22 protein-coding genes and 2 pseudogenes are annotated in these 25,883 nt (G+C 61.9%); 13 read left to right on the top strand and 11 right to left on the bottom strand.

Features of this window, described 5'->3' with window-relative positions; genetic code table 11:
* Positions 1–10: 10 nt before the first annotated feature.
* The 5 genes from hrcA to coaE all read left to right on the top strand — a co-directional run bounded on the left by hrcA (position 11) and on the right by coaE (position 6,629).
* Positions 11–1,051, top strand: coding sequence for a heat-inducible transcriptional repressor HrcA (hrcA, locus tag M9890_03790; GenBank protein MCO5176082.1), 1,041 nt, complete (start codon positions 11–13; stop codon positions 1,049–1,051).
* Between the two features lie 22 nt (positions 1,052–1,073).
* A complete protein-coding gene (locus M9890_03785) occupies positions 1,074–1,631 on the top strand; it encodes a nucleotide exchange factor GrpE (GenBank protein MCO5176081.1) in 558 nt (185 codons plus the stop codon).
* Positions 1,632–1,688: 57 nt separating this feature from the next.
* Positions 1,689–3,602, top strand: a complete 1,914-nt coding sequence (gene dnaK, locus M9890_03780; protein MCO5176080.1) for a molecular chaperone DnaK — start codon at positions 1,689–1,691, stop codon at positions 3,600–3,602.
* 382 nt (positions 3,603–3,984) lie between these two features.
* Positions 3,985–5,985, top strand: coding sequence for an ATP-binding cassette domain-containing protein (locus tag M9890_03775; GenBank protein MCO5176079.1), 2,001 nt, complete (start codon positions 3,985–3,987; stop codon positions 5,983–5,985).
* A 44-nt stretch (positions 5,986–6,029) separates the two neighbouring features.
* Positions 6,030–6,629, top strand: a complete 600-nt coding sequence (gene coaE / locus M9890_03770; GenBank protein ID MCO5176078.1) for a dephospho-CoA kinase — start codon at positions 6,030–6,032, stop codon at positions 6,627–6,629.
* A gap of 9 nt (positions 6,630–6,638) precedes the next feature.
* Here coaE and M9890_03765 read toward each other — a convergent pair whose 3' ends face one another.
* Positions 6,639–7,952: a hypothetical protein gene (locus M9890_03765; protein MCO5176077.1), complete on the bottom strand. Its 1,314-nt coding sequence runs from the start codon at positions 7,950–7,952 to the stop codon at positions 6,639–6,641.
* Positions 7,936–8,286, bottom strand: a complete 351-nt coding sequence (locus M9890_03760) for a hypothetical protein (protein ID MCO5176076.1) — start codon at positions 8,284–8,286, stop codon at positions 7,936–7,938. Before M9890_03760 ends, M9890_03765 begins: the two co-directional genes overlap by 17 nt.
* Before the next feature lie 425 nt (positions 8,287–8,711).
* Between M9890_03760 and M9890_03755 the strand changes: the two genes are divergently transcribed.
* The 6 genes and pseudogenes from M9890_03755 to M9890_03730 all read left to right on the top strand — a co-directional run bounded on the left by M9890_03755 (position 8,712) and on the right by M9890_03730 (position 13,909).
* On the top strand, positions 8,712–9,299 hold the full coding sequence (locus M9890_03755) for a LuxR C-terminal-related transcriptional regulator (protein MCO5176075.1): 588 nt from the start codon (positions 8,712–8,714) through the stop codon (positions 9,297–9,299).
* Positions 9,300–9,511: 212 nt separating this feature from the next.
* On the top strand, positions 9,512–10,003 hold the full coding sequence (locus tag M9890_03750) for a hypothetical protein (GenBank protein ID MCO5176074.1): 492 nt from the start codon (positions 9,512–9,514) through the stop codon (positions 10,001–10,003).
* Positions 10,004–10,072: 69 nt separating this feature from the next.
* Positions 10,073–11,323, top strand: coding sequence for a hypothetical protein (locus M9890_03745; GenBank protein ID MCO5176073.1), 1,251 nt, complete (start codon positions 10,073–10,075; stop codon positions 11,321–11,323).
* Positions 11,324–11,389: 66 nt separating this feature from the next.
* The gene (locus M9890_03740; protein MCO5176072.1) at positions 11,390–11,554 is read left to right on the top strand and encodes a hypothetical protein; all 165 of its coding nucleotides are present in this window, start codon (positions 11,390–11,392) and stop codon (positions 11,552–11,554) included.
* Positions 11,555–11,671: 117 nt separating this feature from the next.
* Positions 11,672–12,791, top strand: a protein-coding gene (prfB, locus tag M9890_03735; GenBank protein MCO5176071.1) for a peptide chain release factor 2 whose coding sequence is annotated in 2 segments (ribosomal slippage) — positions 11,672–11,740 and positions 11,742–12,791 — 1,119 coding nt in all. Because the reading frame shifts where the segments join, the coding sequence is not laid out codon by codon here.
* A 373-nt stretch (positions 12,792–13,164) separates the two neighbouring features.
* Positions 13,165–13,909: pseudogene (locus tag M9890_03730) on the top strand (peptidase MA family metallohydrolase).
* A 142-nt stretch (positions 13,910–14,051) separates the two neighbouring features.
* Here the strand turns inward: M9890_03730 and M9890_03725 are convergent.
* The 8 genes and pseudogenes from M9890_03725 to M9890_03690 all read right to left on the bottom strand — a co-directional run bounded on the left by M9890_03725 (position 14,052) and on the right by M9890_03690 (position 22,244).
* The gene (locus tag M9890_03725; protein MCO5176070.1) at positions 14,052–15,095 is read right to left on the bottom strand and encodes a M20/M25/M40 family metallo-hydrolase; all 1,044 of its coding nucleotides are present in this window, start codon (positions 15,093–15,095) and stop codon (positions 14,052–14,054) included.
* 112 nt (positions 15,096–15,207) lie between these two features.
* Positions 15,208–15,882: a hypothetical protein gene (locus tag M9890_03720; GenBank protein MCO5176069.1), complete on the bottom strand. Its 675-nt coding sequence runs from the start codon at positions 15,880–15,882 to the stop codon at positions 15,208–15,210.
* Positions 15,872–16,123, bottom strand: coding sequence for a hypothetical protein (locus M9890_03715; protein ID MCO5176068.1), 252 nt, complete (start codon positions 16,121–16,123; stop codon positions 15,872–15,874). The genes M9890_03720 and M9890_03715 overlap by 11 nt, the downstream gene beginning before the upstream one ends.
* A gap of 225 nt (positions 16,124–16,348) precedes the next feature.
* Positions 16,349–16,729 carry a hypothetical protein gene (locus M9890_03710; protein ID MCO5176067.1) on the bottom strand — a complete coding sequence of 127 codons (381 nt, stop codon included), beginning with the start codon at positions 16,727–16,729 and terminating at the stop codon, positions 16,349–16,351.
* Positions 16,730–17,111: 382 nt separating this feature from the next.
* Complete coding sequence (locus tag M9890_03705) at positions 17,112–17,270, bottom strand: hypothetical protein (GenBank protein ID MCO5176066.1); 159 nt, start codon at positions 17,268–17,270, stop codon at positions 17,112–17,114.
* Between the two features lie 183 nt (positions 17,271–17,453).
* Positions 17,454–17,702, bottom strand: coding sequence for a hypothetical protein (locus tag M9890_03700; GenBank protein ID MCO5176065.1), 249 nt, complete (start codon positions 17,700–17,702; stop codon positions 17,454–17,456).
* Between the two features lie 356 nt (positions 17,703–18,058).
* A pseudogene (locus M9890_03695) lies at positions 18,059–19,445 on the bottom strand (gamma-glutamyltransferase).
* 240 nt (positions 19,446–19,685) lie between these two features.
* Positions 19,686–22,244: an SMC family ATPase gene (locus M9890_03690; GenBank protein MCO5176064.1), complete on the bottom strand. Its 2,559-nt coding sequence runs from the start codon at positions 22,242–22,244 to the stop codon at positions 19,686–19,688.
* A 318-nt stretch (positions 22,245–22,562) separates the two neighbouring features.
* Here M9890_03690 and M9890_03685 point away from each other — a divergent pair, with 318 nt between their 5' ends.
* Positions 22,563–23,690: a hemolysin family protein gene (locus M9890_03685; GenBank protein MCO5176063.1), complete on the top strand. Its 1,128-nt coding sequence runs from the start codon at positions 22,563–22,565 to the stop codon at positions 23,688–23,690.
* 17 nt (positions 23,691–23,707) lie between these two features.
* Here M9890_03685 and M9890_03680 read toward each other — a convergent pair whose 3' ends face one another.
* Entirely contained in the window at positions 23,708–23,983 is a 276-nt protein-coding gene (locus tag M9890_03680) for a DUF5808 domain-containing protein (protein MCO5176062.1), read from the bottom strand.
* Between the two features lie 256 nt (positions 23,984–24,239).
* Here M9890_03680 and rny point away from each other — a divergent pair, with 256 nt between their 5' ends.
* Positions 24,240–25,772, top strand: a complete 1,533-nt coding sequence (gene rny, locus M9890_03675; GenBank protein ID MCO5176061.1) for a ribonuclease Y — start codon at positions 24,240–24,242, stop codon at positions 25,770–25,772.
* Positions 25,773–25,883: the final 111 nt, after the last annotated feature.

The following is a 25,883-nucleotide window of genomic DNA, read 5'->3' as shown; positions in this document are numbered from 1 at the left end:
TGAGAATGGTATGGCATCGGACGACGAACTGACGCTACGACAACGCGAAATCCTGCGGCTCATCGTCAAGGAGTACGTTCAGGGTAGCCGCGCCGTAGGTTCACATACATTGATAGACCGCTATCCACTGCGCATCTCGTCGGCAACGGTGCGCAACGAGATGGTCTCGCTGGAGCGTATGGGCTACATCCATCAGCAGCACATCTCTGCTGGTCGTGTGCCGACCGATCGCGGTTATCGCTTCTACGTCGAAAACTACGCCGTCGAGTCGGCCCTGCCGCCGAGCGAACAGATCATGATCCGCCACCAGTTCCGGCAGGTCGAGACGCAACTGGAAAGTTGGCTGCAGCTCGCTGCCAGCGTACTGGCCGGGTTTGCACAGAACGTCTCGCTCGTAACGTCGCCAAAGCCGAGCGTTTCGCGCCTGCGGCATTTCGAGCTGTTGTCGCTGAACGACCGCTCGATCCTGCTCATTCTGGTGACGCAAGAAAGTACCGTCCGACAAGGCGTCCTGCATGTCTCCGACGAGATCAGCCAGCCAACGCTGTCTGCCTGCGCCGATCGATTGAACCTGCTGCTGGCGAATCTGACATCGGATGAGGCGCGCAGCAAGGTGAACGGGCTCGCAGGGCTGGATCGGATCGTCGCCGAGCATGTCATCTCAACACTGGAAACGACCCAGACCAGCACGACCGAGCTGCACTATCACGGTCTCGAACATGCACTGCAGCAACCAGAATTCGCCGGGTCGGAGTCGTCGCAGCAGCTGTTCGATCTGCTGCGCGGCGGTGCCCTGCTGTCGGAGCTGCTGCCGCAATTGTCGGATGGCGACGACATCCAGGTGTTCATCGGCGAGGAGAACCGGTCGGAGGATCTCTGGCCGTTCGGCGTGGTTGTCGCGACCTATGGAGTCGACCAGGAGGTCACCGGCCTGCTGGGCATTCTCGGTCCGCGACGGATGCCGTACGAACGGTCGATCTCGTCGGTGCGCTATATGGCCCGATTGATGAGCGATCTCATGCGTGATTTGTATACGACGCACGATGCCTGACGATCAGGTGTGGAGGAACGATGTGATTGAAGATCTGGAACGCACCGGAGGCGGAGACCCAGCTGAAGACGGCGAATTCGCCACCACCGGCAACGACGCAGTGTCGGAGCTGGACCAGCTACGCGCTGAATCAGCCGAGCTACTGGACACACTGCAGCGCTCGCGAGCCGAGTTCGCCAACTATCGGCGCAGGGTCGAGCAGGAGCGCGAGATGGCCCGCCATCGCGCAACTGAGGAGATCATTCGCAAGCTCCTGCCGATTGCCGACGACTTTGAGCGGGCACTCACCTCAGCACCTGAGGCCATTGCCGCCGACGCCTGGTTTGAGGGATTCCGGCTGGTGGAGCGCAAGCTCTGGAACCTGCTATCGGGTGAAGGGGTCAAGCCGATGGAAAGCCTCGGCCAGCCGTTCGACCCCAGCCGTCATGACGCCGTGATGATTGAAGAAGGCGTCACGAACGCAGACACGGTCGTGGAGGAATTCCAGCGCGGATATCTGGTAAACGACACGGTTATTCGACCAGCCATGGTCAAGGTCGGCGCTCAACCCAACGCAGCGGATGAGACGCCACAGGCATAGCAGTACCCCGGTCCGCGCCGATCTGGGCCAGGGCAGATTTTGAGGAGGACTCTCGGAATGGGAAGAACGATCGGGATTGATCTCGGGACAACCAACTCCGTCGTCGCCGTCATCGAAGGTGGCGAGCCGACGGTCATTACGAACGCAGAGGGTGAGCGGCTGACGCCGTCCGTCGTCGCGCTCTCCGCTAGTGGTGAGCGCCTCGTTGGCCGCTTCGCCAAGCGCCAGGCCGTGACGAACCCGCGCAACACGATCTTTTCGGTGAAGCGCTTCGTCGGCCGCCGCTTCGATGAGCCGGAGGTCCAGCGCGATCTCAAACTCGTCCCCTACGAAGTACGCAAGGGCGACAATGACAGCATCGAGATCAAGATGGGCGACCGCTGGTACCGCTCAGCCGAGATCTCGGCGATGGTGCTGCAGAAGCTGAAGGCGGACGCCGAGGCGTATCTCGGCGAGACGGTCGACAAGGCGGTCATCACCGTCCCAGCCTACTTCGACGACAGCCAGCGCCAGGCAACCAAGGACGCCGGTCAGATCGCCGGTCTTGAGGTCCTGCGCATCATCAACGAGCCGACGGCGTCGGCCCTTGCGTACGGTCTGGAGAAGAAGGGCGACGAGAAGATCGCCGTCTACGACCTCGGTGGTGGCACGTACGATATTTCGATTCTTGATCTGTCCGAGGGCGTCTTCCAGGTCCTGGCGACGAATGGCGACACCCACCTCGGTGGCGACGACTTCGACCAGCGCATCATCGACTGGCTGGCGGACGAGTTCAAGAAGCAGGAGGGCATCGACCTCCGCAGCGACCGCATGGCTCTGCAGCGCCTCAAGGAAGCCGCCGAGAAGGCCAAGATCGAGCTGTCCTCGACGCAGCAGACCGACATCAACCTGCCGTTCATCACGGCGGATGCCAGCGGCCCGAAGCACCTGAACGTGACGCTGTCGCGTTCGAAGCTCGAGCAGCTTGTCGAAGACCTGATCAAGCGCAGCGTTGGCCCGATGGATGCAGCACTCAAGGACGCCGGGCTGAGCAAGTCCGATGTCGACGAGATCCTGCTGGTCGGTGGCCAGACGCGCATGCCGGCCGTCCAGAAGGCGGTCACGGACTTCTTTGGCAAAGAGCCACACAAGGGCATCAACCCGGACGAGGTCGTTGCCATTGGCGCGGCGATCCAGGCCGGCGTCCTCGGCGGCGAGGTCAAGGACATCCTGCTTCTGGACGTGACGCCGCTGACGCTCTCGATCGAGACGCTCGGTGGCGTGGCCACCGCGCTGATTGAGCGCAACACGACGATCCCGACCCGCAAGAGCCAGATCTTCACCACGGCTTCGGACAGCCAGGGGCAGGTCGAGATTCACGTCACCCAGGGCGAACGCCCGATGGCGCACGACAACAAGACGCTGGCGCGCTTCATTCTGGACGGCATTCCGCCTGCGCCGCGCGGCATCCCGAAGATCGAAGTGACCTTCGACATCGACGCCAACGGTATCCTGAACGTGTCGGCCAAGGACCAGGCGACCTCGCGTGAGCAGAAGGTGACCATTACCGCATCGAGCGGCCTGAACAAGGATGAGATTGACCGCATGGTCAAGGAGGCCGAGTCGCACGCGAGCGAAGACCGCGAGCGCCGCGAGGCCATCGAGTTCCGCAATCAGGCTGAGGCGATGGTCTACCAGGCCGAGCGAACGCTCTCCGATTACGGCGACAAGGTCCCGAGCGATGTCAAGCTCGACCTGGAGCAGAAGGTCGCCAACGTGCGCGACATTCTGGCCAACGATCCGGAGAACATCGAGCGTCTGCGCACGGCGTACGACGAGATGAACCAGACGCTTTCGCAGGCTGGCGCATCCATGTACGAGCAGGCCGAGGCCGCCGAGCAGCCGGAAGCGACTGACGGTGCCGCCGAGGACTCGCCGTCCGGCGACGATGACGACACCACCGTCGAGGGCGAGTTCCGCGAAGTCGGCTGATCGCTTCTCGCACGACGCAGCAACACCCCGTCCCATTGGGACGGGGTGTTTTCTCTTTCTGTCAGTCGGCGTTGGATGACGGGTATGCCCGCTAGATGTCGTACACTTTCAGTCCGGAGTGATATATCCGGGACGACGCTTCAGGCATTGGCAGGGTAGGTCACAGTTTTGACGTACCGCGGTTCCATGACAGAGTTGCTCCTCAGATGCACCTGCTTGCGGGGCTTTTCGGCCTGTCCGTCGATGGATTAGAACAGTAGTTCTGATCTTGGTTGTGGCTCAATACCGCGCCACTCCCCGACGGGTCGAACAGATCGCCCCACTCCCGAACATTATGACTACCATCACTAGCACCAGCAGGCACTGAGGAGGCTCGCGCAGCATGGCAGCCAGCACAATTCTTACCGTCCAGGATATTGGCAGGACCTTCGGCACCGAAGAGATCTTTTCCGGCATCACCTTTCAGATCAATGAGCGCGAGCACGTCGCACTCGTCGGCACCAACGGGGCCGGCAAGTCGACGTTACTTAAGATCATCGCCGGTCTCGATGAACCGTCGACCGGCGAACTGACGTTCCAGACCGGCTTGCACGTGGCCTATCAGGCGCAGGAAGCGTCATTTTCCGCCGACAGGTCACTCTACGAGGAAGCGCTCGAAGCATTTGCGCATGTCCGCGCAATCGCGGATCGCATGGCCGAGATCGAGCGTGAGATGTCCAGCACAGACGGTGCCGAGCTGGAGAGCCTGTTTGACGAATACAGCAAGCTCTCAACCGAGTTCGAGACCCATGGCGGCTACGAGATGGAACACCGCACCGCCGCTGTGCTAGCCGGCCTCGGCTTCGCCGAGGACATGTTCGGCGATCCGGTGCGGCAGCTCTCCGGAGGTCAGAAGACGCGCGTCGCGCTGGCGAAGGCGCTGTTGTCTGACCCGGATCTCCTGATGCTCGACGAGCCGACGAACCATCTCGACCTGCAGGCAATCGAGTGGCTCGAGGAATTCCTGCGCTCGTGGAATCGCGCGTTCGTCGTCGTCTCGCACGATCGCTACTTCCTTGACCGCGTCACGACTCGCACGCTCGATCTGGCGTTCGGCAATCTTGAGGACTATCCGGGTGGCTACAACCGCTACCTGAAACTCCGTGAGGAGCGGATGGTTCGCCGTCTGAAAGAGTACGAAGAGCAGCAGGAGTTCATCGCCCGCACCGAGGAGTTCATCCGCAAGTACAAGGCTGGACAGCGCTCCAAGGAAGCACGAGGCCGCGAGACGCGGCTGGCGCGGCTCGAACGTCTGGAGCGCCCGCAGGAGCACGAGAAGCTGACGCTGCGCATGCGCGCCGAGCTGCGTCCCGGTCGAACGGTCATGACCGTCAAGCCGATCACCGTCGGCTACCTGCCGCGGCCAGAGATGGGCGAGACCGAGCCGGACGTGATGGTGCAGACGACCAGAGAGCTGCAAATAGAACGTGGTGATCGCGTGGCGCTGCTCGGCCCGAATGGATCCGGCAAGACAACGACGCTGCGCACGCTCATCGGCGAGCTGCCAACGCTCGCTGGTCGGATCGAGCTGGGTACGAACGTCCGCGTCGCCTACTACGCTCAGGGACACGAAGGGCTCGACCCCACGCGGACAGTGCTGGAGACGCTGCTATACGACAAGCCGCTGGGCGAGGAGGCCGCGCGCACGTTGCTTGGTCGCTTCCTCTTCACCGGCGATGATGTCTTCAAGCCGGTCTCGGCGCTCTCCGGTGGAGAGCGCAGTCGCCTGGCGCTCTGTCGACTAACCCTGGAGCGGGCCAACTTCCTGATCCTGGACGAGCCGACAAACCACCTCGACATCGGCGCGCGCGAGGCGCTCGAAGAGGTACTGGATGGCTACGACGGCACGATGCTGTTTGTCTCGCACGACCGCTACTTCATCGACCGTATCGCCAATCGCATCTGGAATATCGAGGACGGCGACATCGCCACCTATCTCGGCAACTACTCCGACATGCTACGGCACCGTGAGGCGCGGGTCGCGACAACGTCGAGCGTCGCGCCGCCAGCTGCGCCATTGCGCGAAGCACAGCGCGAGGAGCCGGTTGTGACACCAACTCCGCCGTCCACGTCGTCGCTCCGCGCCAACCGCCAGAATGAGCGTGCGTTACGGGACGCGCAAAAGCGCCTGAAGGCCACCGAACGTGAGGTCGGGCGGCTGGAGGAGCGACTTAACGAGGCGTCCGACGCGCTGACACGCGCCAGCATCGACCAGGATGTGGATGCAGTGGCTCGTCTCGGCGCGGAGTACGAGAAGCTACAAGCTGACCTCGAACGCGCCTATGCCGAGTGGTCCGATGCGACGGCGACGCTGGACGCGCTGATGTCGGTGGTCGCAGAATAGCGCCGACATCGATGATCGCCTGAAATCAGAAGGGTCGCCACGCCATGCGCCGCAAGCACGTCATCGGACTGACCGGGAACATCGCGACCGGTAAGTCGACCGTTGTCGAGATGTTGACCGCGCTCGGCGCTGAGGCAATCGACGGCGACAAGATCGTGCACGAGCTGATGGGCCCGGGCTCTCCAATAGCCGACGCAATTCGCCAGCAGTTCGGCCCGGACACGGTGAACCCCGATGGCAGCATCAATCGGCCCGCGCTCGGAGCGGTCGTGTTCTCCGATCCGGCCAAGTTGCGTGCGCTGGAGGCAATCACCTGGCCGCCGGTGCTGGCGCGCAAACGCGACGCCATTCAGCAGCCTGGTCCGGACGTGCTGGTGCTTGACGCGATCAAGTTGTTCGAATCCGGCATGGCGGCCGATTGTGATGAAGTCTGGGTCGTTACCGCGCCTCGCGAGCAGCAGATCGAGCGCATCATCCGGCGCAACAAGGTCGATCGCGCCGAAGCCGAGCGCCGCATTGATGCCCAACCGCCGCAGGAAGAGAAGGTCGCCCGCGCCGATGTCGTCATCGACAACGGCGGCACGCTCGACGATACCCACCGCCAGGTCCACGCCGCCTGGCAGCGCCTGACGGCGAACGACTGACGCGCTCGCCTAGTTGCCGAGCGCCTGCACGGACGTCGCAACGATGATCGGCTGACCGGCGTAGGCGGCGACCGCCGGATGCTCCGGATCGAACCCATCTACATCCGGCGGGTTGGTCGGGTCGAAGAGTTGAACCGTTCCGGTCACCATCACCATCACACCGGGCTGGATCGTGGCGGTGAACAGCGCTGCCGGCCCAATGACCATCATGCCCGGCTCGCCGCTGATCGACGCGGCCCGGTCGGTCAGTCGCGAAGCGACCGTGTCGATGACTGACACCTCCTTGCCGATCCATGAATCCGGGCTGGCGAGGATGTCCGCTACCGTCGCGCTCGGCGCTGGGGCGACCACGTTGACGACATCGGCCAGGAAGATCGGCGATCCGCGATACTGATCAAACGCTGCGTCATTCAGGAACTCGAAGTCGTCGCCCAGATCTTCGGCATCATCAAGCACAACGATCCGCCCGACGACTTGCACACGTGCCTGCTCCGCCATTTGCGACGGCACGGCGTCGAACGGTGTGGCAATCAGCATCGTGGCGCTCGTGTCGGCGGCATCAGCTGGTGAGACTGCGAACGCTCTTGTATCCACGATCGACGTGATCTGCCCACCGATCTCGATCGTCAACCCCTGTAGTGCCTCCGCATCAGCCAACGCTTCATCGACCGGTATCGATCCAGCGCGTGCGGCGTCAATCGTGAGCGCCGGCTTGCCGGCAAATCGCGCGACGTCCAAACCGTCAAATCCGATGCCTAGCGTGTCGGAGATATGTTGTTGATCGAACGGCTCAACTGTGCCGGAGACGAGCATAAACTCATCGACAGTCAGGTTGGCCGGCATCACGTCCGCACTGCCAAACACGAGCAACTGCTGGCTCTTGTCGGCCAGGACGATGACGTTGCTGCTCAGCACAGTGTCGACATTGCCGTAGGTCTGGACTGCTTGGCCAACGTATGTGTTGCCGCCGGTGACAAGTTCGGGAATCGGGACCTGTTGCCCTTCGGGCGTGGTTGCCGGTGAACCTGCCGCAGGTGCAGTCGGAGATTGATCGCCAGTCGAAGGCTCGGTCGCGACCTGGGCACTGTCGTTGCCCGCTGTTGCGGTCGCAGTCGCCGACGATTCGGAGTTGCGGGAGCAGGCAGCCGCCGTCATTGACACGACCAGCAGCAGCATGAGTGAAACGAGCCAGCGGCGACGAAGAGCGATCACGGCGGAGACCTCCTCGGGATCGAGACGCGCGCCAGTCCAGCGGGCGTCGTCGATGGATACCAGATTGAGCGGCTCCCCGTCGACCCGCAATCTGTTATTGCGTCGTTTCATCATCATTCCAACCTGGCGGCGGTACCCAGTAAGGCGTGCGCAGCGCGTAGCGCGGGGAGCGCGGCACTTCATCTGCCGCGCGGGTGGGCGGGTCAGTCGCGCCGAGCAGTTCCCAGCCCCGTGGGAGCAGAACGGTCGCAATTGTCTCCTGCGTCCACTGGTCGGCCTCGGCGTAGAGATCGGGCCGTCCACTCGCGTCGGTCTCTGGCTCGACCTCAACCTCGCGAACGATGTCAATCCCCTGATCAGTCTCAAGGTAGACCGTCACGCGAACGAGCGCTTCGCCATCAACCACGATCGGAACGCACAAACCCTCAACTTGTCCGAACTTCATCGGCAGTACCTCTCCGGAGACAACGACTACATCGTATACAGGCGGCACTGGCGATAGCACCGACGCATCCTTCGGCCCCACCCGCCAACGCTCAGCCAGTACAGCATCGCCTGCGACAGCGTTGGGTTTAGTCCGCGTCGCGGCCAGGCGGCAATGGCCCAGCCATGCGTGTCGTCAACACCAGATCCGTCACCGTTGAGAGCATGATCTCGATACCGCAAACGCTGCATACGCCTCCGGGTTGAGTCGACCACATGGCGTTCCGTCTCGACGACAGGCAGGTAGGCAAAGCATAAAATGCTTGGAACGAGCCGTCTCATGCGATATGCTGAAGACGATCCAGACATGATGCCCGGCAAGAGAGCGCAACCATGACGTCACAGAGAGTATATGTACTCGTGTCTGACGAGATCGGCTGGCCTGTCGTGCGGCGGACGATCGAACGCCTGCCGGACCGCTTCGAAGTTGAGATGACCACAGGTAGTTATGCGGCGCTCGGGCCGCTCACGCGGTGGTGCCCGGACGTGATTCTCACGGGGCGGTGGGTCGAGGATGAATCGGTCATCCCGTTCCTCCGATTGGTGCGTTCGCGGCTGCCCGAGGCCTCCTTCATCATTATCGCCGACGATTATGCTCTTCACGAGTTGCACGAATTCGCCGAGATAGGGGGCTTGAGCTATCTGCTCTGGAAGGATCTGCGTGGTCCCAACCTGCGCGCCATCCTGAATGCCGCTATTCGCAGCCAGACGCTCATTGTTTCCCGCGATGTAGCTGCTGCGTATGTTGCCAGCCACTCGATCCAGACAGCGAACATCCACGGCCTGTCACTATCAGATCGCGAACGTGCTGTCATAGACGGCCTGGGTCAGGGACTCACGCAGAAGGAGGTCGCCGCACAACTTCACGTGAGCCACCGAACCGTCGAGAGCGACATCGCGCGACTGAAGACTCAGTTGGACGCCTCGTCAGCCTTCGCCCTCGGCCTGGCCATCGCCAGATTCGTCGACGAGTAGATACGTCATCACAACAGTCGCAATCTGTCTGTCCGCGGCACACCAGTGATTGCTGCCGGGATCTCGGAAATCCGCACTGTCCTGCGATTTACCACATTGCAGTCGAACGAAGAATGCTCCAGACCTTTGATACACGCTGCGCGCGTTGGCATCGCTGTCTGCTGACCAGAGCGTTTGCCGGCAAGTAAGGAATCAGGGAGAGAGGGACGCTTGTGGTCATCCGTTTCGCGATTGCCATTCTGGTGCTGTGCCTTGTTGTTCCCTCTGTGGCGATGGCCTCGGTACAATATTCACCCGGCCCGTACAACACCAAAGACGTGCCCGGAAACCAGTTTTATTCGCGGCATGCAATTGAATACACAACTGGCGGGGGCGGGGTCTACACATATAACCAGCGACTCTATGTCAATGTGCTCACTTCGGGTGCAGTCCTGGATTGTGGATACGCGTTCGTAGAGTACGACAGCACGTACAGCATCAGATATGTCACCTCCGGTGATGTTCCATTTACATATAACAACACGCCTCGATGGTGGTATAATTATTACAATCAGACTCACAGTTGGGTATCAGGACAATATGTGAAATATATCAACAAGACCGGAGATGCTTTCTGCAGTGGAAGCACGGTCTGGCAACTTGGTGGTTGGGAATCGGCGGTCGATTCGAACTATAGCTGGATTCACTACCATCTCACATGGTGAGCGTTTCCATGCGGGTCGGCTTTCAGGTCGTTGATGTAGCACCGCGTCTCAGTTCAGGAGATGACTAAGATGAAGCTCGCGATAGCCACTCACGTGGTAGCAGCGGCCCTGTTGTTTACGTTATTGGCGGCGTGTGGCTCAACGGAGAGTCCTGAAGTATCGGCTCGGCAACCGACGCGGATTGTCGAGGTCGGGGTCGAGCGTGAGACTGACGATGCCGCTCTTCGTCTTGATGAGGTCGTCGTGTCATCGGTCGGATTAGAGGCCAGGTTCTCATTTGCACTGCCCGCGCAGTTCATCCCGTCCAGCGACAGCAACCTCCTTGCCCCAATGTTCCTTGGCCAGCAAATCGAGATTGCCAACGCCACATCCGACAAAGATGGGTTGTCCATTCGCGTGCGACCACATCAACCCGGGGATACGATGCAGCAGTTTGGATTGATGCTGACCCACCCGGTCATTCCAACAGATCCCATTCGAATTACGTTCAATGACATACTCCTTGATGCCCCCGATGGCCCATTCCAGATGAACGGTCCGTGGGTTTTCGATCTCACTCCAGACATGCTTGGCGAAGAGGCAGCGACGGCAAGTTCCAGCCCGATGGATGTCTCAACCGACATCAACGGCAAAGCGACGATGCGTGTGACGCTTGTTGAGCGGCGCGGCGATATGATCCAGATCACGTTCCGCGTGGAATCGGACGAGATGGTGGAACTGGTAGCTCCAGAACAGACGCTCCAGCTCAAGGCGGACAACGGTATCGTCTATACTCCAGCCTCCATACAGCCCAGCGATCGAACTGACGCCGCAGGATCTACCACCGGCATGTCCTGGGTGGCCTCGTTCACTGACGTCCCCACGAACGTGGCTACCGCTAACTTCCTGATGACAGCTGTTGTCATCAATGACTCGCCGTCCGAGATCGAGATCAGCAACCCGCTCGGCGAGTGGTCGTCAACACCGCTGCTCATGCGCGGAGAGCGTCTGGCCGTTACGGGTGTGGAGCAAGTCGACGAGGGACTCTATCTGACTGTAGTGATCTCGAACCTCGAGCAAGAGTCCGACGCAACCGTCCTGTTCCTTGGCATCGACGCTCCTGAAGTATCGGTCACTGATGATGTTGGCAGACGCTACACGGTCGAGTCCGCGTCTACCGGTATGCGGCGCACACCTGGATCATCAATGGCAGCCGGCGAGTCGACCATTCGGATTGCCGGTCCGATCGATTCGAGCGCCCGCTCCTTGACGATCCTTCCTGAGCGGTCCGCAACGCTCTGGCAGGGGACATCTGCAAGCACTCACATCGAAATACCGTGATGCAATGCGCATCCCGTACAGCCTCGTCCCGTGTGGGCTTCGCACCAGAGGAAATGGAGTTGCTCAATGGTTGGATGGATCGCCCTGGCGGCTGGACTCCTGGCAATCGCGTACGTTGCTCATCGCATCTCCCGCCGATTGCTCGGGGAGGCACGGCCCGACACGCAGACGCAGCGTCAGGCTCTCGACGAGGCAGAGGTGCTCACTCGCAATAAGAACCCGGGCCTGTAGATCTCCGACGCATTACCCACCCTCCGAGCCGCATTGTCGTCTTGCTACACTTCCGCATGTGCCGTCCGGGCCGACGGCGCGCGACGAATGATGGTAGCAACGAGAGAACGTACCACTGTGGAACAGACAACACCGGATATCCTCTCCGGCATCAAGCTGCGGCTTGATGAGATCGGGGTGCGTCTTTGACTTACCGGAGAAGCGTCGCGAAATAGGCGAGCTGGAAGCGCAGTCGGTCGAACCGGGCTTCTGGGATGATGCCGGGCGCGCCCAGCGTTTGATGCAACGCCTCACCGGCATCCGCTCGCAAGTTGATGACTGGGAGCGAATGAGCCACCAGGCGTCTGATCTGCTGGAGCTATCCGAGCTTGCCGACGATGATGACTCGATGCTCACTGAGATCAGGGAGCAGACAGCGGAACTCGGCCAACAACTCGACCAGATGGAGATTCAGCTCCTGCTGAGCGACGAGCACGATGAGAGTAACGCGCTCCTCGCGATACACGCCGGCACCGGCGGCATTGACGCGCAGGACTGGGCCGAAATGCTCAGTCGGATGTATTTGCGCTGGTCCGATAAGCGCGGCTTTTCCACGTCTGTTCTCGATTGGACCGAAGGCGAAGAAGCTGGGATCAAGAGCACGACGATTGAAATCCGCGGTCGCTATGCGTACGGCCTGCTGAAGGGCGAGGCCGGCACGCATCGTCTGGTGCGGCTGTCGCCGTTCGATTCAGCCCACCGCCGCCACACCGCCTTCGCGCTCGTTGAGGTCTTGCCGGACGTCGATGATGATACCGAGGTCGTTATCCGCGACGAGGATATCCGGATCGATACCTACCGCTCATCCGGCGCCGGTGGGCAGCACGTCAACAAGACTAGCTCTGCGATTCGGATCACGCACTTCCCGACCGGCATCGTTGTCACCTGTCAGGACGAGCGCTCGCAGCTGCAGAACAAGGAATCGGCATTCAAGATCCTGCGTTCGAGGCTGGTCGAGCTGAAGATCCGCGAGCAGGAGGCTGAGCGCGCCCGTCTGAAGGGCGAGCACGTCACTGAGGGCTGGGGCAACCGCATCCGCTCGTACGTCCTCCAGCCGTACACGATGGTCAATGACCACCGCACCGACTTCTCGACGAGTGACGTCCAAGGGGTGTTGGACGGCGACCTCGACCCGGCGATTGAGTCCTATCTGCATCAGCAGCTTCAGGAACAATCGGAGCAGGTGCGTGCGGATTAGTCGCTGGGCGCTGCTCTTCCTCATCACCGGGTTCCTTGCGCTGGGCGTGGCAGCACCACCACGCGCCGCCGCAGCCGACGCGACGTTTCTCGACACCAGCGCCACGGCGACGTTTCAGGATTCGATCACATTCTCACTGGTCGCCGAGGCCGATTCGCCGATCGTCGCGGTCGCGCTTTTCTGGCAGCCGGTCGGTGATGCCGAGTTGCAGGCTGCCTTTCCCGCAGTCGAACCGGATCGGCACATCGAGCTGGAACATGTTGTCGACACCAGCGTGAACTACCTGCCGCCGGGACTCGACCTGACCTATCGTTGGCGCGTCACCGAGCAGGACGGTGACGTCACCGAATCTGAACCAGCGACGCTCTTCTATATGGACGAGAGCCAGTCGTGGCAGACGATCACCGATGGGCTGGTCACTCTGTTCTGGTATCGCGGCGACGAAGACTTCGCGCGGGACGTTGTCAACACGGCGCTCCGCGGCATCAGCCAGCTCTCCGAGCGCTTCGACATCGAAGCCGAGGAGCCGGTTCGACTGGTCATCTATGGCGACGAACGCGCATTCAACCGTGCGCTACCGCCGAACTCAGCCGAATGGATCGGCGGTCAGGCGCACCCGACCTGGGGGCTGATCGTCGCCGAGATTGATCCGGGCAGGGGAGCCGAGACGGAAGTGCGCCGGATGGTGCCGCACGAAATCTCGCACCTGGTCGTCTATCAGGCGACCCGCAATCCATTCAACTCGCCGCCAAGCTGGCTCGATGAGGGCCTGGCCGTCTACAACCCAGGAGGTAGCCGACGGGCGCTTGCGGCATCTACGCGACGCCATCGATGACGGACGGCTCATCCCGCTGCGGGCGCTGAACTCCAGCTTCCCAACCGATCCCGATCAGGCGATCCTCTCCTACGCTCAGAGCGGCGCGGTCGTCGCGTTCATCGCCGAAGAGTACGGCGACGATGCGCTCGGTCAGTTAGTCGCCATCTTCCGCGATGAAGTGTCGATCGGCGAGGCAGTCAGGATCACTCGGCCTGACCATCGACGAGCTCGACGCCGCCTGGCGCGATTCAGTTGGCTATGGAGGCGACGCGTCGCCCGAGCAACAAGCGCCGGACGCTGATACCGGTGACGACAGCCTCAGCTCTGGCGAGCTTATCGCGCTGATCGCCTGCACCGGCATAGGGGCCCCTGATCGGCCTTGGCGTCGCCGTTGGCGGCTCCCATCCACCTGCGGCGTTTGAAGCGCGCCTGATCCTCTCGTCCTACGGTGCAGACGTCACGAACGCAGCCAGCAGGTCGAGCGACGAATCCAGATCACGAACATCGATCATCTCGAATGCCGAATGCGTATAGCGGGTCGCAGGTCCCAGCAATGCTGTCGGGATGCCCTGCTTGATGAGCGCCGACCCATCGCTGCCGATCTGCTCGTAGACGGCGTGCTGAACCGGGATGTCGCGCTCGCTGGCAATGTCCGTCAGCCGGTCGATAAGGCGTATGTCGTAGTGCACATGCGCGTCCTTGTAGACCAGCGTCGGACCGCCACCGAGGACAGTCGGCATCAGACCGGAGGAGACAGTCGGGATGTCGCCAACCAGCCCGTTGTCCAGCGCGATCGCCAGATCGGCATCAACATCGGCGCGGAGCGACAGCGAGCCGACCAGCCCGATCTCTTCCTGAATGGTAGCTGCGAGGTAGAGATCGTAGGCCGAATCGTCCGGCGACACCGTTTCAATCAGCTCAGTCAGCATCAGCGCCAGTGCGACGCGGTCGTCGATCGCTTTGCCGTAGAGGCGATTGCCGAGGCGGCGCGGTGGTGTGTTCCAGACAATGCTCGCGCCGACGTGTGCACCCATCGAAACGGCTTCGGCGCGCGACGCTGCGCCGATGTCGACAAACAGCGTGTCCAGATCGACGCGCTCAGTATCGCGCTGACGGACGGTGAGGATGTGGCCGCTCGCCGCAGCGAACAGACCGTCGATCTGTCCATGTCGTCCGACGACCAGCGCCGGCTGCCCCACCGGGTAGCGATGTGTGACGTTCGTGCTCGGTGCCTGCCCATTCGACAGCCACAGAAGCCGTTCGCGTCGATTGAGCGGATGACGAGCGACAGCTCGTCGGCGTGTCCCTGAATCAGCAGGGTTGGCCCGTTGCCGCCGACGTGCGCCAGCAGATTGCCAAACCTTGGTGTCCCAGACGCTTTCAGCGTGGCCCTGCCAGCGTTCACGCAGCCAGTCCATCACCAGCGACTCGCGACCAGTTGGGCCGGGAATCGCCATCAGTTCGGTCAGGATCGTTTCGACCGCCATCGTTTGTGATTACCCTCTCATCATCAGCGCTCAGACCGTCTCCCGGTCGGCAGCCAGTTGGCGCAACTCATACAGCATGGTCAGCGCGTCCAGCGGCGACATGCCGTCCACCTCAGTTCGCGCAGCTTTCTCGACGGCCGGGTGCGTGCCGCCGAATAGCGTCAGCTGCATTGGCGCGTCCGGAGCGGCTGGACACCGCCTCGCGGCGTCGTTCACGCGCGCCGCTGGCAGCCGTCTGCTCCAGCTCGGAGAGCACCTCCCCGGCGCGTCGGACGACTTGTCGTGGCATCCCAGCCAGCTGGGCAACATAGACACCATACGAGCGGTCCGCGCCTCCGGGAACAACGCGATGGAGGAATGTGACCCGGTCACCGGCTTCCAGCACATCCAGCCGGTAGTTCCGCACGCCCGGCAGGATGTTCGCCAGCGTCGTCAGCTCGTGGTAGTGCGTGGCAAACAGCGTTTTGCAGCCAAGGCGCGGCGTGTTGTGGATGTACTCAACAATCGCGGTCGCGATCGCCAGGCCATCGTAGGTACTCGTGCCGCGTCCGATCTCATCGAGCACAACCAGCGAGCGCGAGGTCGCGTGATTGAGGATCGCCGCCGTCTCCAGCATCTCGACCATGAACGTCGATTGCCCGCTCGCCAGATCATCCTGTGCGCCGATGCGGGTGAAGATCCGATCGACGATGCCGATCCGGGCCCGCGTTGCCGGAACGAACAGGCCGATCTGCGCCAGCAGAGCGATCAACGCCACTTGCCGCAGGTAGGTCGACTTACCGGCCATATTTGGGCCAGGTCAGGATCGCGATACTTGCATCGTCGTCAGACAGCCGGACATCGTTTGGCACGAACTCGCCGCGCGGCAGGTTGGCATCGACGATCGGATGCAAACCGGCATCGAGAAAAGCCAGCACATCCTCGTCCGACAACTCCGGTGCGCCCTCGCGCATCGCCGCAATCTCCAGCCAGACCGGCCAGCACATCGAGCGTCGCCACGGCCTGCGCGGCGTCGCGGATGCGCGCACCACCTCCAGCCGCGACAATTGCGATCAACCGCCCCAGGCGTCCGCTTCGGCCTGACTGATGCGCTCCTCGGCAGCCAGCACGCGTTGCTCGGCCTCTTTCAGCTCGGGCTGATGTAGCGCTCGGCATTCACCAACGTCTGCTTGCGCAGGTAGTCGTCAGCACCGCATCGCGCGAGGCGTTCGAGACCTCGATGTAGTAGCCGAAGACTTTGTTGAATCCGACCTTCAGCCCTTCAGTTCCCGTTTCGTTCGCGCTCGCGCTGTTCGACGTCGCGATGTAGTTCTTGTCGCGTGCCAGCGTCTGTCGCAGTCCATCAGCTCGGCGCTGGCCAGGCCCGATGACGCCGCTGGCCGGGACGGGACGGCGGGCAGGTCGTCGGCCAGCGCGCGTTCGGTCTCATCCGCCGCGCGCTCGACCAGCGGGACGTGCTGCACGATCGGCGGCGGATCGCCGCTCGACACCAGCTCTGCTAGCGCGGGCAGGCGACGGAGCGACGCGCCGAGCGTCGCCATCTCGCGCGGTTGTGCCTGCGCGTTGACGACACGATTGATGACGCGCTCGATGTCGCCGATCCCGCGCAGCTGCTCGCGCAGCCGACTGCGCAAGGAGCGCTCCGCCGACGAGCCAGTCGATACCGTCGTAACGGCGCTCGATTTCGGAGCGGTCCAGGAGCGGCTGATTGATCCACTGGCGCAGCAGGCGCGCTCCCAGCGGCGAACGTGTGGCGTCCAGCGTCTGCACCAGCGTCGGGCCGCCGCCGCGAGACGACGATTCGACCAGTTCCAGGTTTCGGCGCGTCTGGGCGTCGAGGCTCATGAAGCGCGAGGTCGAGTAGGTCAAAGGTTGGTCGGGTGGCGCAGGCTGGCGCTGCGTTGATTGGAGATAGGTGAGCGGCGCTGACCGCCCGAGCTGCCAACAGGCTTCGTGCAGCCGAACGGCTCCAGCGACGTCACCTCGAAGTGATCGCAGAGCGTTTCGCTGGCTGTGTCATGCCGCCAGTCGGAGGCATTCACAGATGACTTTCGTTGTGCCATCCGGGACCAGCGAAAGCAGCAGGTCGCCCTCGCGGATCACGACTTCGGCTGGCCGCAGGCGCAATAACTCACGGCTGATCGCGTCCGTCAGCACGCCGTCGGACGCGTTCATCTGCGTCGTCGCGAACTCACCGGTCGTGACATCGGCGTAAGCGAGGCGGCTCGATCGCCATCCGCCAGAAGCGCGACGATGTACGTGTTCCCGGATCCGCTGACGAAGGCCGGGTCAGTGACCGTGCCGGGCGGCGACCTGCGTCACCTGCCGTTCGATCGGTCCGCCCGTTGGCTGTCATCCTCAATCGCGACCTTGTGGCGGCTGCCAGCAGCCGAGCGATGTAGCCCTCTGCCGCGTGATAGGGAATGCCAGCAAGCGGGATACGGTTGCCTTGCCCATTTCGCGCGAAGTCAGCGTGATCCCCAGTACCTCAGCGACCGTCACCGGCATCGCCGTCGAACGTCTCGTAAAATCGCCGAGCCGGAAGAAGACGATGATGTCGGGATACTGGCGCTTGATCGCCCGATACTGTCGACGGACCGGTGTCATCGGGCCGCGTCACGAATCGCAACGACGCGGCGCAGACCGCAGACAGCCGTCATGGCCGTGTTGGCGGCATCAGGGTTGGACATGTGCTGCGTTCCATGCGCCTCATCTCAGGTGTGGTTTTGGACTCGCCGACGGCTTACCAGCCAATCGCGTAAGCTTCGGCGCGCGTCGGCACCTGCCTCAAGCGTACCCGCTGCATGGTCAACCGGATAGCGCAGACGTTGCCCGACGATACGTGTCCACTCCGGCCACCACTCGACGTCATGCCCTCGCGCAGCGAGAGTCGTCACCGCCTCACGCGGTATGCGTCCTTCCGGGCTCAGTCGACCCGGTCGATACGTGTGCAGCAGAACGATTCAGGATAGTTGGGGTCCCGAACCCGCGGTGCCCATCGGTACTGCTGCATCCATGCCAAAATCGACGATGTTCAGCAATACCTGCACCATCGACTGCGGTTGCATGTCCGCGCCGGGCGTGCCGAACGGCATGAAGATCTGGCCGTCGCGGAACGCCATCGCCGGATTCGGCGTCAGGCGCGGACGCTTGCGCGGCGCAAGCGCCGTGCTGCCCAGGTCGAGCCCACGACTGCGAGCGCATTCCGGCAGACCAGACCCAGCCCCGGCACAATCAGCGTGCTACCAGTCCCCGTCATCGGCGTCGCCAGAACTGTCATCGACTGCACAGACGTACGACGTGTCCGGCTGCAGCTCCGCTGCTGAGTCGATATCCGTTCGGAGATTGTCGCGCTGCGAATCCGTCGATCACTCCAGCCTGACTGGCATCTGCCGCGAAGGCACTCGCCACGTCCGATTTGGGCGCGCCGCCGCGATGCGTAATCAGCTGACAGCAGGACATCCATCAGCCTGCAAAGTGCAGATTCCGGGTGCCGTAGTAGCCGTTCGCGGTCAGCAAACGCGAGGTTGAACGCTTCGCTGACCAAATGGATATAGTCGGCGCTGTTGTGCCGATCTCATTCAGATTCTCGCCCGGCGAGCATCGAGAGCACCCGCGCAAGAATTGACCGGGCCCTGACACCGGGGACCGCAGGCAAGCACATCAAGGTCGCGATAGCTCACCGAGAGCGGCTGCTCGATCTCGGAGTGGAGACTCTGCCAGATCGGCCTCGTCGATGAAGCCGCCCGCGGACAGACTGAAGTCAGCGATCTGCTTGCCGTTCTGTATAGAACTCGTCGCGTGCAGCCTCGATGCCGGCCGCCCGCCCACGACCGCGTGCTCATCAGCGGCCATGCGGTGGAATGTCGTCGCCAGATCGGGCTGACGGAAGACCGAACCGACGTCCGGGACTTCACCTTCGCCCAGAAAGATGGCGGCCGTCGATGGCCAGGCAGCGATCTGGTCGCGTTCCTTTGTCAAGTTGCGATGCAGCGACGGGTACATGACGAAGCCACCCTCGCACAGCTCAATCGCGGGCTGGACGACCTCGGCGAACTTCAGCTTGCCGTAGCGCGCCAGAGCCGTCAGCCAGCTATCCGGTGCGCCCGGCACGACCGAGCGCTTGACCCCACTCGGGATCACGCCATTCTCATGATCCAGATAGTGCTGGATGTTCGCTGTGCGACCCCAGTAGCCCAGACCAGAGATCGAAACGAGATCGCCGCTCGCCTTGTGGTAGACGATGATCGGCGCGACGCCACCGAAACTGCACAGGTCAGGCAGTAGCACGTCGATGCAGATACCGGCGGCGACACCGGCGTCAATCGCGTTGCCGCCCTGCCGCAACATCCGCATGCCCGCTTCAGTTGCGAGGTAATGGCCGGATGCGATGGCCGCCTGCCGGGCGAGAATTGGCGGCCGGTTCGATGTGCGGACAGGTACGGGTGCAATAGCCATGCGCAGTCTCCCTCAGGTCCAGGCCAGCGGGTGTTCAGCACTCGTATGCTAGCGCACTGTGTCGCTGAACGGGGAAAATCCGATTGCCTCGCGCATGCTCATTTGAGCCGATCGACGCCGCCTGCGCTTCAGCTATACGACCACTACCTGCGATCCGCGATCCGTCTTGACGACATCAATGCGTGACGGGAACATGTCGCGGATTTCCCCGATGTGCGTGATGACCAGGATCGTCTGGAAGTCCGCTTCGATCGAGTGCAGCGCTTCGATCAGCCCATCGCGACCCTGGCTATCCTGCGTGCCAAAGCCTTCGTCGATAACAAGCATGTCGATGCTGGCTCCGGCCCGTCGCGCCAACAGCTTCGACAGCGCGACACGCACGGCGAAGTTGATGCGGAACGCCTCGCCGCCGCTGTAGAGCTGGTACGGTCGTTTACCGGCTTCGTCCCGAATCTCGATGTCGAGTGTCTCGATCACCTTGTCGGTCGAGAGCGCCTGCTTCTGGGTTCGAATCGACACTTCCAGTTGGCCGTTGGACATCTTGCGCAGCAGCTCGTTGGCCTCGTCTTCCAGTTCCGGAAGAACACTCTCGATCACCAGCGCCTGAATGCCGTTCCGTCCGAACGCCTCGCCGAGGATCCTCGCGGCGCTCTCGTCCAGCTCAATCTCGGTTGCTTTCACGTCCAGCTCGTCACGGCGTTCCTGCAGCGCATCCAGATCGCGGATGCGCCCTCCCAGGCGACCCTGTTCCTGTTCGAGCGCGGACTTCTCGCGCCGGAAGCGTTCAACCTCATCAGTTGCCGCCAACGCACGGTCACGAAGATCGGGGTCGATCGGATGCTCCTTGCGGAGCAGGTGCAGCGCCCGACTTGTTTCAGCGAGGTTGGCTTCCATGGCAGCGATGTTCTTGTCCATCTCTGCGATGACGGCATCACAACGCGAGATGTCGGCACGAGCGCGATCCAGCGCCGTCTTCCGCTCGGCGAACGGCTGCAGATCGCGCTCGTGCTTGGCAGCTTCGGCGGCGACGCGTGGGTCGTAGCCCAGCTTCTGCTGTTCGGTTCTGGCGATAAGGAGTCGCTGTCGCGCCGGTTCGGCGAAAGTCTCCGTATCGAGGATCTTCAGCGCCTGCGCAAGTGCCTGCTCGTCCTCGGCGAGCTGCGCGCGGATGCCGTCCTCGCGCTTCAGCTCTTCGGTGATCTGGGTCACGAGCGCGCGGTGGCCCGACAGTTCACGCAACGTCTTTTCGAGCGCCTGCTGCTCTTTGCGAAGGGCATCGCCCTGCACCTTTATCTCCGCCAGTTGCTCGGTGTTCGCCTTGTGTCTTCGTCGGATCGTATCGGCGTCGCGGAGCAGGTTGTCACGCACGTGCTCACGGTCATGATCGCTCAGTGGCCGGTGGCAGGTTGGGCAGTCAGCATCCTCAATCTTTAGCAACTCAAGGTTGGCAGTAATCTCTTCGTTCTGGATTGCGAGTTGTTTGTTCTCTGAGGTGAGCCCGGCGTATTTCTGGCGCAGCCTGTCCAGATCGGAGGCAACCTGTGCGAGTGATGCGCCTGCGTCCCCGACTGCGTCGATGCGTGTCGTCAGCTCTGCCAGCCGGATGCGTTGCTGCTCGCACAGCGCCAGCGCATCGCGAGCAGCCTGAGCGGCCTGCTGGTGGCGGTCTGCTGCGCGCTGAATGGTTGCGCGCTCGCCGTCGATCTCGCGCTCTGCGGCGTGAATCGTACGCTGGAATTCCTGATCGCCACGGGCCAATTCGTTGAGCCGCACAACCTCGGCGTGCCAGCGCTGGAGTTCTGCCCAGCCGTGCTCGATCTCGTCCGCGTGTGCGACGGTTTCCACCAGTTGGTCGCGCTCGCGGATTTGCCCGTCGCGCCGTGCACGCTCACTGTCTCGCGCGGCAGTCTCGCGCGTTTCGCGCTGGCTGCCCTCGACGATCTGCTGCTGGTACATGTCGTGTTCGCGCAATTGGACGGCGAGGGATTGCTCGCGCAGTGCCGCAAGATCAAGTTGCTGGCCAAGTTCAGTCAGCCTCTGACCGGTAATCGTGAGTTCTTCCTCAACAACTTGCCGAACCACCAACTGATCGTCCAGCTCGCCCATCTGACCGTGAATCGAAGCAAGCTCGCGCCCTAGCGTGTTGGCGCGGTCGCGGGCCGATTTGGCCAGCACATCGTATTCCTGCAGATTCAGGATTTCACCGAGGATCTTCTTGCGCTCGGTTGGCGACTTTTCGGTGAATGCGTCTGCCTTGCCCTGCAGGATGAATGCCGAATGGATGAATGTGTCGTACTCCAGCGACAGCAGGTGATTGATCTTCCTCTGGGTATGGCTGACGGAATCGCCGGTCATCGACGACCACGCCGTATCTCCAATCGCGCGGACATCGACTTCGACTGTGTGCTTGCTGGCACCGGCGAACGAGCGCCTGCGGAACACACGATATTCACGGTCGCCGAGCCGGAATGCGTAGGTGACTTCCATCTCGGCTGCGTTGATCGACACCATGTCGCGGTCGTTGTTCGATCTGGCTTTGCCCCACAGCGCCCAGGTCATCGCGTCGAGTAGCGCAGACTTGCCTGCGCCGTTGTCCCCGGAGAGACATGCAATGCGGATAGGCGAAAGATCGATCGATACTTCATCTCGATAACTGAGGAAATTCTTAAGCGTAAGCTGTAGAGGAATCATGACACTCATTCTGTCCCGACGGATGGCCGGAGAGGGTTGTCGTTTAGCCTCAAGTATACTGCTGCCAGCCGCGAACGAACGCGTGAGAGTGAGGCCGTTTCAACCAGATGTTCGATATCGCCTGGCGACTGCTTATCGTTCTGTTTCTTGTGGGTCTGAACGCCTTCTTTGTTGCTGCGGAGTTCGCACTTGTCGGCGTCCATCAGTGCGCGCATCCGGGTAGCTTGCTGCCGAAGGCAATAGCGCCGCGGCGCGCATCGTTCGCCGTGCGCTCGACGATCCCAACAATTTATTTCGGCCGCCCAGCTTGGCATCACGATGGCCAGTCTGGGTCTCGGTTGGGTCGGCGAGCCGACGCTGGCGCGTTTGATCGGCCCGGCGCTCGAATCGGTGCTGCCCGAACGCATCGTCTTCATCACCTCGCACGGTCTGGCGATCTTCATCGCCTTTACGCTGATCACCCTCTTCCACCTGGTGCTTGGTGAGCAGGTGCCGAAGATGCTGGCCCTGCAGCGCGCCGAGCCGGTCATTCTGGCGACGGCACAGGTTACCGAGCTGGTCTCGATCATCTTCCGTCCGTTTATCTGGGTCGTCTACTGGGCAACCGAGCTGGTTCTGCGACCGCTCGGGCTGCGATATGAGGGCGAGCGCCATCTCGTTTATACCGTCGAGGAGCTGGAGATGCTGGTGACAGCGTCTGCCGAAGGCGGGCAGCTCGACGAGAGCGAGCAGGAGATGATCCATCGCGTCTTCAACTTCGCCGACCTGACTGCGCACCAGGTGATGGTGCCGCGAACCGAGATCGTCGGCGTGCCCGCCGATGTGACGCTGCCGGAGCTGACGGCGATCGTCGCGCGAGAGGGGCGTTCGCGGTTTCCGGTCTATAGCGGATCGATCGATGAGATCGTCGGTATCGTCTACGTCAAGGACATCTTCCGCGCGCTGCGTCGGGGGCAGCGCGAGACGTTCAACATTCGCGAGATCACCCGCGAGGCGCTGATTGTCCCGGAGAGCCTGCCGGTCGATGAGCTGCTGGCCGATATGAAGGTTCGGCGCGTTCACATGGCGATCGTGATCGACGAGTTTGGCGGCACCGCCGGACTGCTGACGCTAGAGGACATCCTCGAGGTGATCGTTGGCGAAGTGCAAGACGAATTCGAGCGACCGGAGACGGATATCGATCTCGCAGCTGATGGCTCGGCTGCGGTCAATGGGCTGGTGTTGATTGGCGAGTTCAATCGGCGGCTGGACACGTCAATTGATGACCCGAGCTTCGACACGATCGGCGGGTTCGTCTTCGGACGGATCGGCCGCAAGCCTGAGATCGGTGATGAAGTTGTGACGGACGGCTTGCGGTTCCGGGTCGATGCACTCGACGGCTTGCGGATCGCCCAGCTCGTCGTCGATCGCGTCGCTGAACCAGAGACCGCTGATACAGATAACTGACCAGCAGCCGCTGCCCATTATGAATCCCGAATCAAGCCCAGCCGATGCGCCGCTGCGTTGAGGTTGATCGTCCAGCCAACACCCCAGACGTGCGGCACGAAGACGCGCGGGTCGTCAGGGTTCCAGAGGCGTTGGCGCATGCGCGCCAGCGTCGGACGCCGGAATTCGTACGGCACGCCGCAGATGCGACCGTGCCATGTGCTCTCGCTCGGCGGACGGTCGGTCTGTTCCTTGAGTGCGAGCACGCCAATTGCAACCAGCGCGAGACTCACCAGACGCTTGAAACGAAGCACGCGCAGTCTCCCTTCGCGTATCTGAACGACGAGTGAAAGCGCCCCGAGACGCAAATTACGCCCTGAACTCTCCCGCGTACGTACATGGCTGGTTTGACACGCTCTGATGTAGACTTTTAAGATCAATCGGATAATGCTTGACTTGTTCAGCCTGAAACAACGGTTGATCCGCGATCAAGCGACGCACTGAATCTGGTTCGTGCGTTTCCCGAACGTTACCAACTGAAGCCCACTACGGAAACAAGGAGCAACGAGAATGATCTACGTTCTCATTGCGCTCGGTTCCGCGGTGCTGGGCGGCGCCATCGCAGCATTGCTGACGAGGCTGTACCTGCAATCGAGTGCAACCTCGATGATCGGGCAGGCCAAGCTGGAGGCGCAGCGCATCATCGACGAATCCGAAGCGCAGCGACGTGAAACGGTCCTGGAGGCAAAGGACGAATCGATCCGGGTCAGAAATGATATGGATCGCGAAGTCGCCGGCCGACGCCGAGATATCGAACGCATCGAGCGGCGTATCGAGCAGAAAGAAGAACAGCTCGACCGGAAGAACGAACAGGTAGACCGCCGGGATCGCAACCTTCAGCGTCGCGAAAAGGAGCTCGACGAACGTGATGCCGAGCTTCAAACCTTCCAGACCCGACAGGAGGAAGAGCTCCAGCGAGTAGCCATGTTGAGCACCGAACAGGCTCGCGAAATGCTGCTCAGACGAACCGAAGACGATATCCGCGATGTCCTCAATCGGCGCGTCCACGAGCTCGAGCAGGAAGCCAAGGCGGAAGCCGACCGACGCTCCCGAAAAATCCTCGCCACAACCATCCAGCGCATTGCCACTGATTACATCGCTGAATCGACAGTGTCGGTTGTGCCGCTCCCGAGTGATGACATGAAGGGGCGGATCATCGGACGTGAGGGCCGCAACATCCGGGCGCTCGAACAGGCAACCGGCTGTGACCTGATCGTCGATGACACCCCCGAGGCCGTAACGCTTTCGGGTTTCGATCCGGTTCGACGTGAAATCGCGCGCCGATCGCTCCTCAAGCTGATCCACGATGGACGAATCCATCCCGCTCGGATCGAGGAAGTCGTTAACAAGATGCGCCTCGAGCTGGAGCAGGTCATGCGCGAGGAGGGCGAGAAGGTCGCCTACGAGGCCAATGTCCAGGGGCTGCATCCAGACCTGGTCAAGCTGCTGGGACGTCTCAAGTTTCGCACGAGCTACGGACAGAACGTCCTCGCACACTCTCTGGAAGTCTCGCTGGTCGCCGGTGCGCTGGCGGCTGAGCTCGGAGCAGATGTCAATGTCGCGAAGACCGCCGGTCTGCTGCATGACATCGGTAAGGCCGTCGACCATGAGGTCGACGGGCCGCACGCACTGATTGGTGCCGACATCGCGCGTCGGCTCGGACGATCGGCGCGCATCGTTCACGCGATCGCCTCTCACCACGGTGAGGAAGAGCCGCAAACCGTTGAGGCGTTCATCGTCGCCACGGCAGACGCGATCAGCGGCGCTCGACCCGGTGCGCGGCGCGAGATGGTGGAGACCTACATCAAGCGTCTCGAAGCGCTTGAAGCGGTCGCAAACTCGTTTGATGGGGTAGAGAAGTGTTTCGCGATCCAGGCTGGTCGCGAAGTGCGCATCATGGTTCAGCCTGAAAAGGTCGACGATCTCGCTGCGGCTAAACTGGCGCGAGACGTCGTGAAGAAGATCGAAGAGAACCTCGAATATCCCGGTCAGATCAAAGTTACGGTTATTCGAGAAACGCGCGCGATCGATTACGCGCGCTAGCTTCAGACAATTCATGATCCAGGTAAAACGCCGCAGTCAGCGCGACTGCGGCGTTTTCGCTTTCACAAGCCACTTCTTCGCAGTTGACGCCCCTCGCGATAGGGTGGTATG

It is taken from the genome of Thermomicrobiales bacterium, assembly GCA_023954495.1.
Taxonomy (GTDB): domain Bacteria; phylum Chloroflexota; class Chloroflexia; order Thermomicrobiales; family CFX8; genus JAMLIA01.
The sequence above is the reverse complement of the archived record's forward strand: the minus strand, read 5'-3'. Positions and strand labels throughout refer to the sequence as shown.

Coding starts and splice junctions, on each gene's coding strand:
- hrcA (MCO5176082.1), top strand. CDS start 11: ATGGCATCGGACGACGAACTGACGCTACGACAACGCGAAATCCTGCGG.
- dnaK (MCO5176080.1), top strand. CDS start 1,689: ATGGGAAGAACGATCGGGATTGATCTCGGGACAACCAACTCCGTCGTC.
- M9890_03775 (MCO5176079.1), top strand. CDS start 3,985: ATGGCAGCCAGCACAATTCTTACCGTCCAGGATATTGGCAGGACCTTC.
- coaE (MCO5176078.1), top strand. CDS start 6,030: ATGCGCCGCAAGCACGTCATCGGACTGACCGGGAACATCGCGACCGGT.
- M9890_03765 (MCO5176077.1), bottom strand. CDS start 7,952: ATGAAACGACGCAATAACAGATTGCGGGTCGACGGGGAGCCGCTCAAT.
- M9890_03760 (MCO5176076.1), bottom strand. CDS start 8,286: ATGAAGTTCGGACAAGTTGAGGGTTTGTGCGTTCCGATCGTGGTTGAT.
- M9890_03745 (MCO5176073.1), top strand. CDS start 10,073: ATGAAGCTCGCGATAGCCACTCACGTGGTAGCAGCGGCCCTGTTGTTT.
- M9890_03740 (MCO5176072.1), top strand. CDS start 11,390: ATGGTTGGATGGATCGCCCTGGCGGCTGGACTCCTGGCAATCGCGTAC.
- M9890_03725 (MCO5176070.1), bottom strand. CDS start 15,095: ATGGCGGTCGAAACGATCCTGACCGAACTGATGGCGATTCCCGGCCCA.
- M9890_03720 (MCO5176069.1), bottom strand. CDS start 15,882: ATGGCCGGTAAGTCGACCTACCTGCGGCAAGTGGCGTTGATCGCTCTG.
- M9890_03705 (MCO5176066.1), bottom strand. CDS start 17,270: ATGAACGCGTCCGACGGCGTGCTGACGGACGCGATCAGCCGTGAGTTA.
- M9890_03700 (MCO5176065.1), bottom strand. CDS start 17,702: ATGACACCGGTCCGTCGACAGTATCGGGCGATCAAGCGCCAGTATCCC.
- M9890_03690 (MCO5176064.1), bottom strand. CDS start 22,244: ATGATTCCTCTACAGCTTACGCTTAAGAATTTCCTCAGTTATCGAGAT.
- M9890_03685 (MCO5176063.1), top strand. CDS start 22,563: ATGGCCAGTCTGGGTCTCGGTTGGGTCGGCGAGCCGACGCTGGCGCGT.
- rny (MCO5176061.1), top strand. CDS start 24,240: ATGATCTACGTTCTCATTGCGCTCGGTTCCGCGGTGCTGGGCGGCGCC.